General features: G+C 60.5%; 22 protein-coding genes, 1 pseudogene and 1 riboswitch. Of the genes and pseudogenes, 13 read left to right on the top strand and 10 right to left on the bottom strand.

Annotation, left to right across the window (positions count from 1 at the left end):
• Positions 1 to 250 precede the first annotated feature (250 nt).
• From FFS45_RS32665 to FFS45_RS32655, 3 genes are all read right to left on the bottom strand, one after another.
• Positions 251 to 700, bottom strand: coding sequence for a copper chaperone PCu(A)C (locus FFS45_RS32665; protein WP_137958771.1), 450 nt, complete (start codon positions 698 to 700; stop codon positions 251 to 253).
• 194 nt (positions 701 to 894) lie between these two features.
• On the bottom strand, positions 895 to 1,275 hold the full coding sequence (locus FFS45_RS32660) for a DUF2946 domain-containing protein (RefSeq protein WP_137958770.1): 381 nt from the start codon (positions 1,273 to 1,275) through the stop codon (positions 895 to 897).
• A gap of 90 nt (positions 1,276 to 1,365) precedes the next feature.
• Positions 1,366 to 2,004 (bottom strand): SCO family protein, encoded by a 639-nt coding sequence (locus FFS45_RS32655; RefSeq protein WP_137958775.1) that lies wholly within the window; start codon positions 2,002 to 2,004, stop codon positions 1,366 to 1,368.
• A gap of 347 nt (positions 2,005 to 2,351) precedes the next feature.
• A riboswitch (cobalamin riboswitch) is annotated at positions 2,352 to 2,496 on the top strand.
• Between the two features lie 34 nt (positions 2,497 to 2,530).
• Between FFS45_RS32655 and FFS45_RS32650 the strand changes: the two genes are divergently transcribed.
• Positions 2,531 to 3,592: a HoxN/HupN/NixA family nickel/cobalt transporter gene (locus FFS45_RS32650; RefSeq protein WP_137958769.1), complete on the top strand. Its 1,062-nt coding sequence runs from the start codon at positions 2,531 to 2,533 to the stop codon at positions 3,590 to 3,592.
• A gap of 58 nt (positions 3,593 to 3,650) precedes the next feature.
• On the opposite strand, the gene bfr is transcribed toward FFS45_RS32650, so the two are convergent.
• On the bottom strand, positions 3,651 to 4,127 hold the full coding sequence (gene bfr / locus FFS45_RS32645; RefSeq protein ID WP_137958768.1) for a bacterioferritin: 477 nt from the start codon (positions 4,125 to 4,127) through the stop codon (positions 3,651 to 3,653).
• A 192-nt stretch (positions 4,128 to 4,319) separates the two neighbouring features.
• Here bfr and FFS45_RS32640 point away from each other — a divergent pair, with 192 nt between their 5' ends.
• The 3 genes and pseudogenes from FFS45_RS32640 to FFS45_RS42550 form a co-directional block, all read left to right on the top strand.
• Positions 4,320 to 4,961 (top strand): TetR/AcrR family transcriptional regulator, encoded by a 642-nt coding sequence (locus FFS45_RS32640; RefSeq protein WP_137958767.1) that lies wholly within the window; start codon positions 4,320 to 4,322, stop codon positions 4,959 to 4,961.
• Between the two features lie 325 nt (positions 4,962 to 5,286).
• On the top strand, positions 5,287 to 5,685 hold the full coding sequence (locus FFS45_RS32635; protein WP_137958766.1) for a VOC family protein: 399 nt from the start codon (positions 5,287 to 5,289) through the stop codon (positions 5,683 to 5,685).
• A 120-nt stretch (positions 5,686 to 5,805) separates the two neighbouring features.
• Positions 5,806 to 5,931 (top strand): annotated as a pseudogene (locus FFS45_RS42550) (3-ketoacyl-ACP reductase); the annotation flags it as partial.
• A 32-nt stretch (positions 5,932 to 5,963) separates the two neighbouring features.
• Here FFS45_RS42550 and FFS45_RS32625 read toward each other — a convergent pair.
• Positions 5,964 to 6,734, bottom strand: a complete 771-nt coding sequence (locus tag FFS45_RS32625; protein ID WP_137958765.1) for an alpha/beta hydrolase — start codon at positions 6,732 to 6,734, stop codon at positions 5,964 to 5,966.
• Between the two features lie 194 nt (positions 6,735 to 6,928).
• Between FFS45_RS32625 and FFS45_RS32620 the strand changes: the two genes are divergently transcribed.
• From FFS45_RS32620 to FFS45_RS32600, 5 genes are all read left to right on the top strand, one after another.
• Entirely contained in the window at positions 6,929 to 7,534 is a 606-nt protein-coding gene (locus tag FFS45_RS32620) for a TetR/AcrR family transcriptional regulator (protein ID WP_137958764.1), read from the top strand.
• A gap of 86 nt (positions 7,535 to 7,620) precedes the next feature.
• The gene (locus FFS45_RS32615) at positions 7,621 to 8,082 is read left to right on the top strand and encodes a VOC family protein (RefSeq protein WP_137958763.1); all 462 of its coding nucleotides are present in this window, start codon (positions 7,621 to 7,623) and stop codon (positions 8,080 to 8,082) included.
• Between the two features lie 40 nt (positions 8,083 to 8,122).
• Entirely contained in the window at positions 8,123 to 8,425 is a 303-nt protein-coding gene (locus FFS45_RS32610; protein ID WP_249363020.1) for a metalloregulator ArsR/SmtB family transcription factor, read from the top strand.
• On the top strand, positions 8,422 to 8,907 hold the full coding sequence (locus tag FFS45_RS32605) for an SRPBCC domain-containing protein (RefSeq protein ID WP_137958761.1): 486 nt from the start codon (positions 8,422 to 8,424) through the stop codon (positions 8,905 to 8,907). Before FFS45_RS32610 ends, FFS45_RS32605 begins: the two co-directional genes overlap by 4 nt.
• Positions 8,908 to 9,018: 111 nt before the next feature.
• Positions 9,019 to 9,447 (top strand): rubredoxin, encoded by a 429-nt coding sequence (locus FFS45_RS32600; protein WP_137958760.1) that lies wholly within the window; start codon positions 9,019 to 9,021, stop codon positions 9,445 to 9,447.
• A 48-nt stretch (positions 9,448 to 9,495) separates the two neighbouring features.
• On the opposite strand, the gene FFS45_RS32595 is transcribed toward FFS45_RS32600, so the two are convergent.
• Positions 9,496 to 9,792 carry a transcriptional regulator gene (locus FFS45_RS32595; RefSeq protein ID WP_137958759.1) on the bottom strand — a complete coding sequence of 99 codons (297 nt, stop codon included), beginning with the start codon at positions 9,790 to 9,792 and terminating at the stop codon, positions 9,496 to 9,498.
• Entirely contained in the window at positions 9,793 to 10,344 is a 552-nt protein-coding gene (locus tag FFS45_RS32590) for a YfhO family protein (RefSeq protein ID WP_137958758.1), read from the bottom strand.
• Positions 10,345 to 10,487: 143 nt separating this feature from the next.
• On the opposite strand from FFS45_RS32590, the gene FFS45_RS32585 reads away from it, so the two are divergent.
• The 4 genes from FFS45_RS32585 to FFS45_RS32570 all read left to right on the top strand — a co-directional run bounded on the left by FFS45_RS32585 (position 10,488) and on the right by FFS45_RS32570 (position 13,257).
• The gene (locus FFS45_RS32585; RefSeq protein WP_137958757.1) at positions 10,488 to 11,066 is read left to right on the top strand and encodes a GNAT family protein; all 579 of its coding nucleotides are present in this window, start codon (positions 10,488 to 10,490) and stop codon (positions 11,064 to 11,066) included.
• Positions 11,067 to 11,123: 57 nt separating this feature from the next.
• Complete coding sequence (locus FFS45_RS32580) at positions 11,124 to 11,669, top strand: GNAT family N-acetyltransferase (RefSeq protein WP_283204779.1); 546 nt, start codon at positions 11,124 to 11,126, stop codon at positions 11,667 to 11,669.
• Positions 11,670 to 11,968: 299 nt separating this feature from the next.
• Positions 11,969 to 12,448: a hypothetical protein gene (locus FFS45_RS32575; protein WP_137958756.1), complete on the top strand. Its 480-nt coding sequence runs from the start codon at positions 11,969 to 11,971 to the stop codon at positions 12,446 to 12,448.
• Positions 12,449 to 12,459: 11 nt separating this feature from the next.
• Positions 12,460 to 13,257 carry a hypothetical protein gene (locus FFS45_RS32570; RefSeq protein WP_137958755.1) on the top strand — a complete coding sequence of 266 codons (798 nt, stop codon included), beginning with the start codon at positions 12,460 to 12,462 and terminating at the stop codon, positions 13,255 to 13,257.
• Positions 13,258 to 13,298: 41 nt separating this feature from the next.
• On the opposite strand, the gene FFS45_RS32565 is transcribed toward FFS45_RS32570, so the two are convergent.
• The 3 genes from FFS45_RS32565 to FFS45_RS32555 all read right to left on the bottom strand — a co-directional run bounded on the left by FFS45_RS32565 (position 13,299) and on the right by FFS45_RS32555 (position 15,946).
• On the bottom strand, positions 13,299 to 14,126 hold the full coding sequence (locus tag FFS45_RS32565) for an alpha/beta fold hydrolase (protein WP_137958773.1): 828 nt from the start codon (positions 14,124 to 14,126) through the stop codon (positions 13,299 to 13,301).
• 54 nt (positions 14,127 to 14,180) lie between these two features.
• A complete protein-coding gene (locus FFS45_RS32560; protein WP_137958754.1) occupies positions 14,181 to 14,951 on the bottom strand; it encodes a DUF4118 domain-containing protein in 771 nt (256 codons plus the stop codon).
• 200 nt (positions 14,952 to 15,151) lie between these two features.
• Positions 15,152 to 15,946 (bottom strand): MipA/OmpV family protein, encoded by a 795-nt coding sequence (locus tag FFS45_RS32555; RefSeq protein ID WP_137958753.1) that lies wholly within the window; start codon positions 15,944 to 15,946, stop codon positions 15,152 to 15,154.
• Positions 15,947 to 16,087: the final 141 nt, after the last annotated feature.

Raw genomic sequence — 16,087 nt, 5'->3', positions numbered from 1 at the left:
TGGCGGACCAAGACGGCTATCCGCGCGCAGCCGTGGAGCCCGTATATCGCCGGCAACGCGGGCAAGCCGGACGTGGTCAGTTCGATTCCGGCTTTCCTGCGCCGCTCACGGGTCGCCTGATTCATCTGAAGCGAGTTTCGATGGGGTGGCCTAGACGGGGTCGCCTTAGACGGGCGCGCCATCGACGAACTCGCCTTCAAGTACACATAGACAAAGCCTTCGTGGCGCGCCGGTCGCGCCACGGTGCCTTTCATTGCGCCATCGTGCCGGGGCTCTTGACGACACATTGAGCCGTCACCTTTTCTCCGTCGCTGAAGACGAAAGTCAGAGGAATCGAAGTGCCGATCTTGAGCGGCTTTTTCGGCTTCTCAAGCATGACGTGGTAGCTGCCTGGGGAGAACGTCAGCGTTCCGTTCGCGGGCACGGTAGCCTTGTCTACCATGACCATCTTGGACATGCTGCCGTTGCTTTGAGTCTGGTGCAGCATTGCCATCCCGAAGGCGTCCGTCTCAACCCCTGTGAGATCCACGGGGGTGTTACTCATGTTCATGGCGCTGAAGTAGCCTCCGGACGGCAAGTCGCCCGGCATGGAGCGAATCCAGCAGTCGGATACCATCAGCGATCCGGATGGGGCCGCCAGCGCGGCGAGGGACACCATACAGAGCGGAATCGTAGCCAGGGCTCTGAGGGTTTGATTCATGGTCCTATCTCCTGAAGTAGTGGAAGTGTGAGGTTGTTGTGCCACGTGGCGCAGGCCTGCCCGCAAAGCTCGCCCGATAGGCAAAGCCGGGCAGGCATTGCCTATCAGGGTTCACGCTTCGGAGCGTTTTCAGCCTGTCAGCCTATCGACGTGGCGCAGCCGCGATTCGTCCTGTGTAGAACGTCGCTGTGCTGTTACTGGTTGAATTGAGAAAAAGCGGGTGGCGCGCGTGGACGGCCAGAGGGGAAGATGCCGGGTGGCGTGAAGCGGGTTGAAAGCGCCTGCGCGGCCACGATAAGCAGCAGCGCGACAAACGCTAGCGGGAACCCGGGAAGCGAGGGAATGGCGACATGGTTGGCGAGAAGGTCGCAATAGCCGCACGCGGCGAGCGGATCGCCATGGTTGACGTGTGCGCTATCGGCGGTGGATTGCGTTGCCGAACACAGTGTGGCCGCAGCGGGGTCGTCCGACCGGGCTGACACGACCAGCTGACTCACGAGCGGCGCGAGCACGATGAGCCACATGGCGATCAGGCCAAGCCAGGCAGTCAGGTGTTTGCGGGTGCGGGGAGACATGGTTTCGATACTGGATATCCGCGGCTAGTCTATCACTTGAAATGACCCATCGCCGCAGTTTGCAGGCGGATTCTGCGGCTGGTTCGCGGCTTAGCCGAGCAACAGCTTGAGGTCATGGACCCAAGGGGCGACGCCCTGCCCGTCCCGGACGTAGAGGCGCAGTTTGCCGGTTGGGTCGAACACCATGCTTGCCGCTGTGTGGTTCATCGTGTAGTTGTCGGGCGTGGTGCCCGGCACGTTCGCGTAGTAAATGTGGAAGTCCTGGGTGACCTGTTTCAGTTGTGCGTCGTTTGCTGGCCGCAGGCCCACGAACGACGGGTCGAATGCGGACGCATACTGGGAGAGCAAAGCGCCGGTGTCGCGTCGCGGATCGACCGTCACGAACAGGACCTGGGTGCGCTTCGCATCGTCGGCGCCTAATTGCTGCATGGCCTGCGACAGTTCGGCCATGGTCGTCGGACACACATCGGGACAATGCGTATAGCCGAATACCATCACGACGGCTTTGCCTTTGTAATCGGCTAGCGAGCGCATCTTGCCATTCGCATCGGCCAAGGTGAAATCGTGGCCGAACTGGCTGTTGCCAGTGATGTCCAGGTTGTCAAACGCAGGTGCCTTCTGGCCGCAGCCGGAGAGAAGCGCCATAGCGCCAAGTGAACCGAGCGTGACAAGGGTCACGAGAAGACTACGTCGAAGCTGACGAAGACGTGTTGAGAGAAAAGCGGGCATGAGACTGGCTACCTGACTGGGCATCATGCCGGGCATGGTAGCGCAAGGCGAAGTTTCGCGTTTGGGGAGAAGATCGGGCCATTTCGTAGACATCCCTCTCAGACTGGCTTTCCGCGTTTGCGCGTCTGTTTGCCGCATGTAGGGCCGCTACAGATGCAAGTCTCAGCAGCTCGCTCGATGTCGATCAGATGCGGGAAGTCACGGACGCGCCGTTCATCGCGCCCAATCCGGAAGACAGTACACGGTTGCGGGTGGAGCCAACTTCGTGCGCTGAACAGCACACTGAAGCCGCTCGATAGTCTTGCTCTCCCCCACGACTTGCAAGGAATCGACTTTTCGGTTTCGGCGATGTATAAGCCCCAACTGGTGGTATATATACGCGGACACAGCGGGAAGCCGGTGAGATTCCGGCGCGGTCGCGCCACTGTATCGGGAGGGTCGTAGTTTCGGACTTGCCCCGGAGTCAGACCTTGCAGTGTCCTCCTTTCTACCTGACACGGAACGCGTCATTTCCGGGAATTCCAATATGTATGATCGGCTAATCGAGATTTTCAACGATTCGGATTCGAAAGTCCGAAGCAAATTGTTCGGCATTTATGGCGTGCTGATCGCCATCAATGTCCTCGCCTGGGTATGGGCGCTTGTCGCTTTCCACAACTACCCCGTGCTGCTCGGTACGGCAATGCTCGCCTATAGCTTCGGTCTGCGGCACGCTGTTGACGCTGACCACATTGCCGCCATCGACAATGTCACGCGCAAACTCATGCAGGAAAAGAAACGCCCCGTCGCGGTAGGATTCTTTTTCTCGCTCGGCCACTCGACAGTCGTTGTGCTGGCATCTGTCGCCGTCGCGCTCGCGACCAGCGCGATGAAGGACCGCTTCGACAACTTTCAGGCCATCGGCGGGATTATTGGCACGATCGTTTCGGCGCTCTTCCTGTTTGCCCTCGCGCTGATGAACTTCCTGATTCTGCGTGGCATTTTTCGTGCGTGGCGCCACGTGCGCAGCGGGGGAGCATACGTCGATGACGATTTCGACATGCTGCTTGCCAACCGCGGGTTCCTTGCACGAATCTTCCGTCCGCTGTTTCGCCTTGTGACGCGTAGCTGGCAAATGTATCCGATCGGCTTCCTGTTCGGCCTTGGCTTCGATACCGCCACCGAAATCGGCCTGCTCGGCATTGCGGCCACCCAGGCGGCAAAGGGTCTTTCGCCGTGGGCGATCATGGTGTTCCCCGTGCTCTTTAGCGCGGGCATGTCGCTCATCGACACGCTGGACGGTCACCTGATGTTGGGCGCCTATGGTTGGGCCTACCAGAAGCCCCTGCGCAAGATCTACTACAACATGACGATCACGCTCGTATCGATCGTAGTTGCTGTCGTGATTGGCGGTATCGAGGCGCTTGGCCTGCTCGCCGACCAGTTGAAGCTGAAGGGCGCAGTCTGGGACGCGATTGGTTCGCTAAATGATAACTTCGGCGTGCTCGGCTATATCATCATCGGAATCTTTGCCGTCAGCTGGATTGTCTCGCTGGTGATTTATCGGGTGAAGCGTTTCGATGAGGCAGAGCCTAGTCCGCAGATCTGAACGCGCTGGGGTGACGGGTAGACCAATGGCCTTTGTGCCCCCGCTGCCCGTCTGAGCTTCAATCGGGCGAATCCATGGCCGATTGCTGATAGTTCTCGATTCCGACCTTGTCGATGACGCTGAGCTGGATCTCCAGCCAGTCGATGTGATCCTCGGTGTCGTCGAGGATCTCGACGAAAATTTCTCTCGACACGAAGTCTCTCACCGATTCGCAGTAGACGATTGCCTCCTTGCACTGTGCCTGGGCAGACCGTTCGAGCTTGAGGTCGCACTCCAGCACCTCGCGTGTTTCCTCGCCGATAAGCAGCTTGTGCAAGTCCTGCAGGTTGGGCAGGCCGTCAAGCATGAAAATGCGCTCGATTAACTTGTCCGCATGCTTCATCTCCTCGATGGATTCGTCATATTCGTGCTTGCCGAGTCCTTCGAGACCCCAGTGCTTGTAGAGCCGCGCATGCAGAAAATACTGATTGATGGCCGTCAGTTCGTTCTTCAACTCGGCGTTTAGATATTCGATAACCTTCGGATCGGCTTGCATGCCCCCTCCCGTCTCCTCGAACACACTTACACGTAGGATAGACGGTGGTCGAAAATGCGACGCTAATGAGACTGGCAACGAAAATCATTCTTCTTTACACCCCCCGCCGGCAAACGGACGTGAAGTCCGGGGTTAGGCCGAAAGCGAACGCTGTACCATCCGAGCTAATACTCGTTTTCATCAGGTCGCAGAGTGACGACAAGCAAGCGCCGATCATTAAAGCCGCGAAAGATTCCGCAGCAATCCCGCGCGGAACAAACCGTTGCTACCATTCTCGAGGCTGCGGCCCTAATTCTGGAAACCAGGGGATTTGACGGGCTGAACACCAATCTCGTCGCGCAGCGAGCGGGGGTCAGCGTCGGCACCCTGTATCAATACTTCCCCAACAAGGACGCGCTCATCGTTGCCCTTAGCAAGCGGGAACGGGCTGTGTTCTTTGCAGAGGCCGAAGGCGCCTTGAACGAGCCTACGGGTCGAAAGGCATTGAAGTACCTGATTGCCGTCTCGGTTCACCAGCAACTGCGTCGCCCCGCGCTTGCCCGTGCGCTTGACTTCGAAGAAGGCCGGCCTGCCATTGCCCGGGAGCTGGCGACATCCAAGGCCGCGTTTGGCGAAGTGATCCGGCAGATTCTTGTCCGTGACGATATTCCACCGCAGCCAGACATGGAGACCTCGACCGAGGACCTGGTTGCCGTGATTCGCGCCATCGTAGATGGCGCCGGAGAGCGTGGCGAATCGGACCGTGGAGATCTGGAACGCCGTGTCGGCCGCGCCCTGTTTGGATACCTGGGAATCGTGGATCGCCTGCCCCCAAAGTCTCGTAGCCGGGAATAAGCACCTTCCCGAGCCGCTGAGGCTGCCTTCGTGAGTCTCATCCAGTGACTGCCGTGTGCATCCCCCTTCAGAGCCAGGAGGCGCGGTCCGGATGGCTTCGGAAATACGAGTAATTGTTCATATTTTTAGCAAGGCAGACGTATAAACCCCCGCCATGACTGGGATTCCCGCCAGGTCTGGGCCAGTGCCCAATGCGAGTTTAAAAATCGAGCAATTACTCGCAAAATAGGTTCCGTGGAATGTCGCACGACCGAAACCGCCACATGGTGTTGAAGCGGTCATCACTCACTCCACCGCACCTTTCAACCTTTCTGCGAGATCGATCATGAACCTTCGTAAAGAAGCGAAGCTCAACCACCTGAGCTTCCCCACTACTGACGTGGCCGAGACGGCTGCCTTTTTTGAAAAGTACCTTGGCTGCGAAATCGTCGCCGCCGGCGAACACCGCCTGCTCAAGCGGAATGGCTTCGATATTGTCCTGGAGCATGTCGCCGAGGAAGTGCCGGTTTGGCCCAAAAACTTCCATTTCGGCCTCGAGGTCGACAGCCTGGAGGAGGTCCAAACCCTGTATGGAGAATTCCTGGAGGGCGGCGTTCAGATGGAGACAGGCGTCTTCAACAACACGCGCGGATCCCGGTTCTTTTGTCGTGCGCCCGGTGGTGTGCTGATCGAGGTCAACACGCGAGCGGACATGCAACAGGAAAAATGGCGAGAGCTGTTTTAACCACAGATGAAATCTGGCTCCGGTGTGACCGGCAAGCTTAAAGATAAGGAGTACAGCACATGAATCGGATTCGAACGGCAATTGTGACGGGCGCGTCCAAAGGTATCGGAGCTGCGCTGGCGAGGCGGTGTGACGGTCAACGCAGTTGCGCTCGGACTGGTTGCAACCGAGCTGCTCCTGACCGGTAGGTCTAAGGAGCTCATTCAGCGTCTGACGAGCGACATTCCACTCGGCCGCCTCGGCCAATACCTCGACCGAAGGCGGCGCATCACGTTTTGTCATTCTTTGCTGGACTGTGCTGCGGCCTGCTCGATCAGCTTCGCAACCTCGGCCGGATGCGACATGTAGGCCACGTGGCTCGAATTGATCTCAACCGTCTTGCTGCCGGCACGCTGGGTCATGAAGCGTTCCAGATCGGGATTGATCGCGCGGTCCGCGGTTGCCACGACTGCCCAGCTCGGCTTCGTTCTCCACGCTGCGTGCGTGATCGGAACGCCGAACGATTGCGCGGCTGGCATCACCTGCGAGACCGCCATGAAGCCGGCAACTGCTGCGGGCAGGTCGGCGGCGAAGTCCTGATGGAAATTGGCCGGATCGATGTACAGGTGGCCGTCGGTGGTCGCCTTGATGGCCGTGGTTGCCGGCGGCATCTTCTTGGTCAGCTCGAGCGGGGTTTCGCCCGTGTCCGGCTGGAACGCAGCCACGTAGACCAGACCCGCGACCTTGTCGTCGTTGCCGGCCTCGGTCACGACCGCGCCCCCGTAGCTGTGGCCGACGAGGATGCTCGGGCCGTCCTGCGCATCGACAACACGGGTGGTTGCCTTCACGTCGTCGTCGAACGAGGTCTCCGGCTCCTGCACCACGGAGACTTTGTAGCCGTCGCGCGTGAGGATCTTCGACACGGCTTGCCAGCCCGAGCCGTCGGCGAAATACCCGTGGACCAGGACGACGTTCTTGACCGGCGCAGCCGTGGCGGCCTGCGAGCCGAGGGCGGCGGCGGAAAGGGCAACGGCAGCGGCGATGCGGGTGACGTATGAGGAAATCTTCATTTTCATGCTCCAGAAATTAAGGTGACTGATTACGTAAATGAGTGAGCTAACTGTGAACTCGACAGGGCATTGCCTGTTCGATGTAATCATCCTACTAGTAGGATGGCTTAAATGCAAGAAAATCTTTGAGGCTGGAAATTGGACCCCACACCGCGTAGACTGTCTGGAATTCAACCGACTAGATGGTAGGCTAAATGACAGCAACTGGAGACCTGACCGCAAACAGGATCATTGCGGCGGGACGGCAACTCATCATGCGGCGTGGCTATCACGGCTTTAGCTATGCCGACATCGCAGAAGCGATCGACATTCGCAAGGCGAGCATTCATCACCACTTCCCCGCTAAAACAGATCTCGTGATCGCGGTACTGAACGAGTGGCGGGAAGCATTTGACGCCGACGTGGAGTCACTTCAGGCGAGCGGCGCCGACGCTATCGCCCAGCTGCGTGCCTACATCGGCCATTGGGAGCGCTGCATTGCGGACGACACGGCTCCGTTCTGCGTAGCGGGCATGCTTGGCGCCGAGCTCCCTTCGCTGCCTGAGGACGTGGCACAGGTGGTGAAAACGTTCTTCGATAGCCTGACCTTGTGGCTCGAACAGGTGTTCGAGTCGGGGGTGAAAAACGACCTCATCAAACTGGATTCATCGGTTCAAACCGAGGCTGCTACGCTCGTGTCGCTGGTCTACGGCGCCATGCTTGCTGCGCGGGCGTATGGCAACGTCGCGCTATTCAAGGATGTCACCGGAGGCGTAGTGGAAAGACTGGTGAAGCCGCGCAAACGCGCACGATCCGCCTGACCTTGTTCCGCCGCTGTCCTTGACATCCCATTTTGCTTAACTATAGTGTTAAATATTAACTCAATGGTTTATCAAAGGAGCCTGCCATGAGCGACGCGCCTTCCCGTCCGTCACTGGGTGCTGCTGTGTATTACCGTGACCCGTTTGCCGCATTGGATTGGCTTGAGAAAGCCTTCGGCTTCGAGCGCCAGTTTGTCGTTACGGACAACGACGGCCAGCTCGCTCATTCGGAAATGCGTTTCGGCAATGGCTATCTGATGGTTTGCCGCGCATGGACCGAGGATATGGCAAGCCCGCAGTCTCTCGGCGGCAAGAACACGCAGTCGGTACACGTGCAACTGGATGACGGTATCGACGCGCATTGCGCCCGGGCGCGCGCAGCCGGCGCGGTGATCACGCGTGAACCGGCAGACCAGTTCTATGGCGATCGCGTCTACGCCGCACGTGATCCTGAGGGACATGTCTGGAGTTTTGGCCAGACCGTGCGCAAGGTGTCGCGCGAAGAGGCCGAGCAAGCCACGGGTCTGAAGATCGACGGATGGGTGTGAGCCGATGGCGTTACCTGCCAGTGCGTCGCTAGACCGGACCTTGGCCGCACTCGCTGACCCGAGCCGGCGCCAGGTGGTTGATCTGCTGAGCCAGCGGCCGATGCGCGCGGGCGAGCTTGCACAGGCAGCCGGCCTCAGTCCGCAAGCCATGAGCCGGCATTTGCGCGTGTTGCGCTCAAGCGAACTGATCGAGGAGTCGCACGACGGCGTCGATGCACGCGTGCGCCTCTATGTCCTGAGAGCCGCACCGATGAACGAACTCAAAGCGTGGCTCGAAGCGACCGAGCAACTGTGGTCGTCGCAATTGCTGGCGTTCAAGGCGCACCTGGAGCGGCAGCCATGAGCTCGCGCGTGCAGGTCTCGGTGCGTGTGGCTGCTACGCCGCAACGGGCGTTTGAAGTTTTCACACGCGATATCGCGCTGTGGTGGCAACCCAATTCGCTGTTTCAGTTCACGCGGCAGGGCGCGGGCATGTTGTCGTTTGAAGGCACGGCCGATGGCCGTTTGATCGAAACGCAGCCGAATGGGGGCGTGTTCGAGGTCGGTCGTGTCACAGCGTGGGAGCCGGGTGTGCGGCTTGCCTTCGGCTGGGCCCAGGCGAGTTTCTCAGCGGGGCAGCAGACACATGTGGAAGTGCGCTTCGAAGCAGTGGGCGACGAGACACGCGTAAGCGTCGAGCATCGTGGCTGGGACACTGTGCCGCAAGAGCATGTTGCGCGCCATCACTTCCCGGACGGCATTTTCCTCGTGCGTCATGGGCAATGGTGGCAAGTGCTGCTGGGGTCGTACAGCACCCGTGTCAGCCAAGAGAAGGCGCCTCTTTAGATACCGGCAGGAAACAGTGCATCTCTGTGGCGTAGCGAATCGGCCGTGCGCACAAGGGGATAATTGTCGTCCGCCGCATGGGTTGCGGCTTCATCCCCGTTTCGATTTGCCATGTATAAGAAAGGTGTTGCCTTAGAGATTCAGTTTGCTCCTGAACGGCTCAACGACGGCGCAGGAGATCCCTACTGGATCGACTTGACGCGTGAAGAGGCTCAGGCGCTTCTGCACACGCTGCAGACGCGGTTGGCCGCGGACAGTGCTGGAACCGCGGCACCGCTCGTCGTGAGCCTCGATGAGACGAAATCCTCGAACGGGCCGTCGTGCGCCGACACGGGTTTATCCGGCGGCACGCGTGATGCGTCGTCCGCCGTCGAATTCAAGCAATGGGTGTGCGTGATTTGCGGCTGGATCTACGACGAGGCGGCCGGCGTGCCCGAAGAGGGCATCGCTGCGGGAACGCGCTGGGCCGACGTGCCGGCCGATTGGCGTTGTCCGCTGTGCGATGTGGGCAAAGAGGATTTCGCCCTGGTCGAATTCTGAGCCCCCGGCGTTTCAACCTCGCGCGCAAGGTCCACCAGGCGAGGCGCGTCAGGCCGAACCGTCGAGAATGCCGCGCAGATAATCGACATAGCGTTCGAAAGCGCGCCGGCCCACTGTGGTCATGGCTATCCGGGTGCGCGGTTTCTTACCGACAAAATCCTTGGTGATCTCAATGTAGCCGCACTTTTCCAGCGTGGTGAGATGGGCGCCAAGATTGCCTTCGGTTGCGCCCACGACGGTGCGCAGCCTCACAAATTCAATCGCTTCCCGATTCGGCAACGCCTTGAGCGCGGCCATGATCTTGAGCCGAACCGGCTGATGGATGGTTTCGTCAAGTTGATCCATTCAGGCAGTCCTCAACCAGACACCTGCAAGGATCAGCGCGCCGCCACCGACAACGGCCATCCACAGGAGAAAATAAGCCGGAAGCATGTAAAAGCCAACGAGGGTGAGTACCGCGACGGCGATCCCCGTGACCGCCAATCGCGCGCCTATCCACACGCCGCCCAGGACGTAGCAGAGCGCGACAATCAGAGAAATCAGGACCGCGGACTGAGGACCGGAAACCGGCTGCATGATATTTAGCACAACAACATAAAACACCATGATGCTGCAGATAGACGCAAGCCAGCGCCATGATGTGCTATTGGAGGCGTCCCGTTTGCCTCTGCTGCCTAGATAGATGCACGCGAACACGCCGATGATATCCAGCGCGGTCCAGATCCACAAAACATAGATGGGGAAAAAATGGCTCAACGAGAAGCCGATTAACCAGATCACGCCCCACAGCACCAGCATGGGTGCAAACCGCTGGTAGCGATAGAGTTGTCCGCTGCGCTGCGTAACAGCTTCGAGTTCACGCAGGGCTTGGGATGCCTGCTCAGAGGACAGTGGCATGTTTACTCCTGATGTATGATTTTAGAGAACTCTATACGACAGAGTGTAAAAGAGCAAGGGCGATGTTGAGGCGATGCGAACGCGCGCATGCCTGGACCGGGTAATGCGTCTACGATACGGGTTCATATCAAACATGAAGACCTATGACCGAGACGCCGCAACCTTATCCGGAGGTGGTTCACACTCGCCGCTTCGTGCTGTATCCGCTTCGGGCCGAACATGCCGGGCGTATGTTCGAGGGTTTGAGCGACGCTCGCAGCTACGCGTTCATTCCGGAGATGCCGCCCGTCAGTGTGAGCGCGTTGGCGGAGCGATACCGGTTCATGGAAGGCCAGTTCTCGCCTGACTGTCAGGAGGTCTGGCTCAATTGGGTCATCGCCTCGGCGAGCGAGTCGAAGCTCTACGGCTACGTGCAGTTCACGATCACGCCGGCCGAGCGGCACGCCTTCGTCGCTTACCTGGTCTTCCCGCACTATCAGCGGCAGGGAATTGCGGCGGAGGCGGTTGCCGCCGCCATGGGGCAGGTCGTCGCAAGCTTCGAGCTCGACGAGATCGTGGCGGCGATCGACACGCGCAACGTTGCGTCGATTGCGTTGGTCGAGTCACTGGGCTTCGTGCTAACCCGTTTCATCGAACACGCCGACGAATTCAAAGGCTCGGTCAGCGACGAATTTCACTATTCCTTCCGCGTGCCCGGCAAGGCTTTGCCCGGCGGCAGATAACCCGAGGTGCTGCATACCGCTGCTCAACCAGACCACGCATCAAGGCGAGGAGGACCATTGAAGCCTCATCTACCCACGTTCGATACGCCCCGTCTGCTGCTGCGTCCCCGCTCAATGGCCGAGTTCGATGCCTGTCTCGCGATGGACCGCGATCCGCAGGTCACGCAATACGTTGTGGGTCCGTGGCACGACCCGCAGGCGCACGAGCGGTTTCTGACCGAGCGCATTCAACGGTCATTCGGACCGGGCTTCGGCTATTGGTCGATTTTCGCCAAAGATGCCCCCGCAAGTTTTCTAGGCTGGATCTTGCTGATTCCCGCTGACGGCGTGGGCCCGGATATCGAAATCGGCTGGCGTCTGAATCGGGCCGCATGGGGGCGCGGCTATGCCACGGAAGCGGCAACGCCCATCCTCGAATACGCTTTCACGCAGATGCGCTTGCAGCAGGTCATTGCCGATATTCATCCACAGAACATCGGGTCCGTCCGCGTCGCAGAGAAGCTCGGGCTGAAGTTCGTGGGCGACGCGGGTATCCACGCCGACGCGCCGTACCGGTCCTACCGGATGACGCAGGATGAGTTTCTCGCACGCTACGGGATTTGATCCACGCCGATTCCACGCGCATCGCAGCGCCGCCTCCTGAAACCCCCACCATTTCTCGCATGTTTCACACGATTTATAGTCATTGAGCATAATTGCAAATGCGAATCATTTGCAATTATGCTCAAATTATCCGATGATTCAGCATGCCTCACCACTTTGATTTGCCTGCGCATGCTTTCACCCGCCTTACTCGCTTCCGCTGAACGTATTCCCGCCCAGCGAATCGCCCACCCGCATGCCGCGGATGCTGCGATCGCCCACGGGTGCCGGCTGCCGGCCTCTCCCTGAACGGAGGTCCAATGAATTTCCATAGCTCATCGGCGGCGGCCCATTCGCTGCTGGACGATTTCTCCACTTCGCACGCGAACGAAGCGGAACAGACTGTGTTGAACGCGGTCCGCACATGGTTGCGCCCACGTTGCGACGCACAGGGCCGCAACGGCAACTGGCGCGACGTACTCACCGAAGCCGGATTGAGCGTCGACGGCATGCTTTATTTCGATCTCCTGATGCGCCTGCTGCGACGGTGCGCCTACCGCCGCATCGATACGCGTTGCCGCTGCGCAAGCGATCTCGCCAAGGACGAAGCCTCCTTGCTGCAGACCATCGCGCTGCTGCAGCGGGTGCGCGGCGACGCTGCAGTCGAGTTGCTCAACGACTGGCTGCCCGAGTGGGCCGTCAGCGGTGTGTTGAAAATCGTGCGCTGGTTTGCGATTGCGCTGCTCGATGCGGGACTCGTGATCCAGGTCCGTTCTCGCCGCGTCACCTACATGCACTGAAGAGTCAGCGTATGCCGTTCAATTCTTCAGTTGCCCTCGCGGATGAAACCGCCGCACCGTCCCGCAGCGTCCGGCCGGTTCACGCCGTGCGCTTTGCTCCCGAATTCGAGTTCATTCCTCGCCGCCTCGCTTACCGGCACGCTGCGGGTGTCCCGCTGCCCAAAGACGGCGAGCTGCTGCTATGGCGCTTTCGCCCGGAATGGCAGTCCATCCCGAAGGACGCCGCCTATGCGTGTCTTTCGAAAGCGGAGCAGGCGCGCGTCAGGAGTCATCCCTATCCTGCGCTAGCCAAACGCTTTGTGGTGGGCCGTGCGGTGATGCGCGAAATTCTCGCGGACGTGATCGGCTGTGCGCCGGGTGAAGTGGCGCTCAAGGACGACGAGGACGGGCAGCCTCGTTTGGTCCGCGATGGTGCGTGCGGCTCGATCGAGATTGCCATCGCCTATGCGGGGATCTGGATTGTGGTGGGGGTCAGCAGCAGCCCGCTTGGGCTCGCCACCAGCGTTCCGACGCTGCCCGACAACGCGCCTGGTGAGCCGGCGCTGGCACTGCCGCCACTGGAAACGCGCAGCCGGGTGCGCCATGCGAGTCTGTCGGCAGCGGGAGCGGGCGTGCTGAGTGCCGATGCTGCCGTGTTGCGGCACGACGCCAGCCCCTTCTTCGTCGATACGGCCGGTCCCCTGCGCTGGCAGGTTCTCGATTTGCCGATGCCAGGCATCATCTGCGCAGCTGCTGCGTTAGCCCGCCCGGTGACACGGGTTTACGCATTCGGCTGGATGGGTCGAGATGGGCGGGTGGTTGCTGGGTGAGCGGCTGGGATGACGCGTTTCCCCGACCCGCAACCGCTGCCTCAATTCCCCAGCGCGGCCAACTGCCTCAAGCGTCTAGCCAGCGCTTTCGATACCACCTGCGATTCCGCGCCGCTGCCGATGCCGCGCGCAGCTTCGCTCTCACGCAGGAACGCCACAGTCTCCTCGGCGACGATTTCACGCTCGTTGTCCGAGGTGATCATGTGATACGAGTCGTCGAGATAGATCGTGCGCAGAAACGGTGAGGCAATCTGCGTTGCCACGTAATGGGCGTTGCGCGGGTTGGCGGTTTCATCGTCGATAGCATGAATGATCAGGCAGTCGGTCGAGATCTCCGCCAGGCTCGCCCGCACGCGCTTGGCGAGGCGGCTCGCTTCCCGCAGCGCGGGCAGCGAGATGGTCGACGGTCCCACTTCGCTAATGCCGTTGCGCTGCATGGCGCGTGCGATCTTCGCGCGTAGCGCCTCGTTGCGCAGGCCGAACGGTGATGCCTCACGGTAACGCCAGCGGCTGCGCAGCGGCGTGTAATAGGCCCACCCCAGCAAAAACCGGTACCACGGAATCGCCCAGCCGTCATATGAGAGCGTGACGGACAGCAATACCAGCGCGTGGGCATTCGGCCGCCTGCTCACCACGGCCAGCGCCAACGCCGCACCGACCGACAGGCCGCAGACGGAAACGCGCGCATAGCGTTCTGCCAGCGCGTCGAATTCGCGCACGGCGGCATCGATCCACGCCTGCATGCCGCGCTCGCTCGAGCCGGCGCTGTAGCCGTCCAGCACCGGCGCGAAGGCGGTAAATCCTTCGTTGTTCAAATGACGCGCCAGAAAGCGCATTTCGAGCGGCGAGCTCGACAGGCCGTGCAGCATGAGCACGGCGTGCTCGCCACCTTCCTGAAGTATGTGTTTGGCTCGATCCAACGCTCAATCCTCGATTCGCAGCACGAGGAAGTCCCCGGCATGGGTCGTAAACCGCTCGCCGACGCAGTCGACAGGCTTATAGCTGTGGTCCCCGCTCTTGATGCGCAAGCGGTGGCTGCCTGGCGTCAGCGTGTTTTGCAGACGCGCGATATCTGCCGGATGCACCGCCGAGAAGCGGCTGCCTGGCGCCGAGGTGTGCGGCAAGCTGTGTATGGCGCCGCTCGCGAGGGCGACGTCGGTGCGCAGCGTTGCTTTGCGGTCGAGCGCCTGAATCAGGATGATGGTGTCGTGATAGTGCGGCAGATGGCGCAGCAGACGATGCGTTTCGTCGATCGTGCGACGCCGCAGTGCGCGGCTATTGTCGGCGCGCAGCAGCATTTCATACCGCGATTTGGCAACCGAGGCGAACAGTTCGGCGCGAAACTGCGCGCGGCGCAGGCGCTCGATCAGGCAGATCACGAAGATCGTCAGCGACGGGTACGAGATGAGCAGCATCAGGTCGGCGCGATCGAAGGTCGTGAAGTCGGCGTAAGGCGGCACGAACAGATAGTCCGCAATCACGAGTCCCACCAGCATGACCGTCAGAGCCGGCCCCAGTCCGAAAAAGTACTCGATCAGCGCGGCGGCGACGCAGAAAAATGCCCCGGGCATGGCCGGACCGATGAAGGGACTGAGTAGCAGACGTACCCCGCTTGCCACCGCCAGGGCCAGCAACGCGGCGAGCCAGGCTCGGGAACCGCGCGGCGCCCATCTTTTGGCGTTTTGAATTTTCACAGCACTGCGTGCTTTGCGGCACGCTTAATTTAACGATTGGGCGCCAATGGTATCGCATTCGATGCCTGACGGGATCGGTTCTCCTGGCGGCAGTCTTAAGAAAACGCGGCGCCTGCGCCCGATTTTTGCGTCTCACTCAGGAGGGGCGGCGCACAGCGGGAGGTTTGGGGGTACTCAACAATTTTGTGCAGCGGTCCCGCTTAAAACGTGTAAGTCAGCGCGAGGGTGTCCGTATTCTGCTGAACCCGTCGCGTGATCGGACTTGAGGCGGAATTGCCGTACAGGCGGGCGAATTTCATCTCAAGGGTGGCGGTCAAGGATTTGGTGATCAGATAGTCCGCTTCGAGCGTGATGTACCCGGTGGCAGCGCCGCCGTGCGCGTCGTACACGGGCAAGCCCGATGCCGCGCTCTGGCTCGGCGTGATGCCGAACCAGGTTTGCTGGTAGGTCGCGTTGGTCCACGTGACCCCCGGCCCCGCGGTCAGATACAGCTTCTTGCCGATTGGCAGCGTGGCGGTGGCATTGGCGTCAACCACCAGCCCTTCGCGGTTGCCGCCAATATCCTGGGCAGCCGAGGTCGATATCGTGAGTGCCGACAGCGTGTAGTCGAGGAAGAGCTTGGCGCGCGGCGTGGCCGGTACATTTTGCAGCCCACGCAGCCGGATGTCGTCGCTCGTCTCGCGCTCGGTGAAGTCGTACTGAAGCGCAAGGCCCGCGCTCCAGTTGGCGTTGTTGACGAAATACACGCCCAGCAGCATGTCTTCTTTGGCGAACAGGCGGTTCTTGTATTCGATGTCGAACGCAGGAAAGGGCCTGAGCCGCATGAAGTTCGCGCCGGGATAGGCCGGTTCCCATTGCGCTTCGGCGCCCAGGGTCACCGTCCAGTCCGGGGTTGCCGCCGCGTTGCTCGTGGCCTGCTGCGCGTAGCTCGCGACGGGCGCCAGCAAGCCGGCAAGCGCCATCAGGCCGGCGCCGAGTTGGGGTGACGAAAACATATTGCCAGTTCGAAGAGAAGAAAGACGGGCGAGGCGTGACGGTGCGGATTGCCACTTGCGTCCGCTATATGGGCCCCGTTACGTAGCCCGGAAGATTCCGGGCGCGCGTGATTATGAGGCATACGGAGCATTCCCGCACCT

It is taken from the genome of Burkholderia sp. 4M9327F10 (genome assembly GCF_005503145.1).
Lineage (GTDB): Bacteria > Pseudomonadota > Gammaproteobacteria > Burkholderiales > Burkholderiaceae > Paraburkholderia.
Note: the sequence above shows the minus strand (reverse complement) of the source record. Positions and strands in the feature narration are given on the sequence as shown.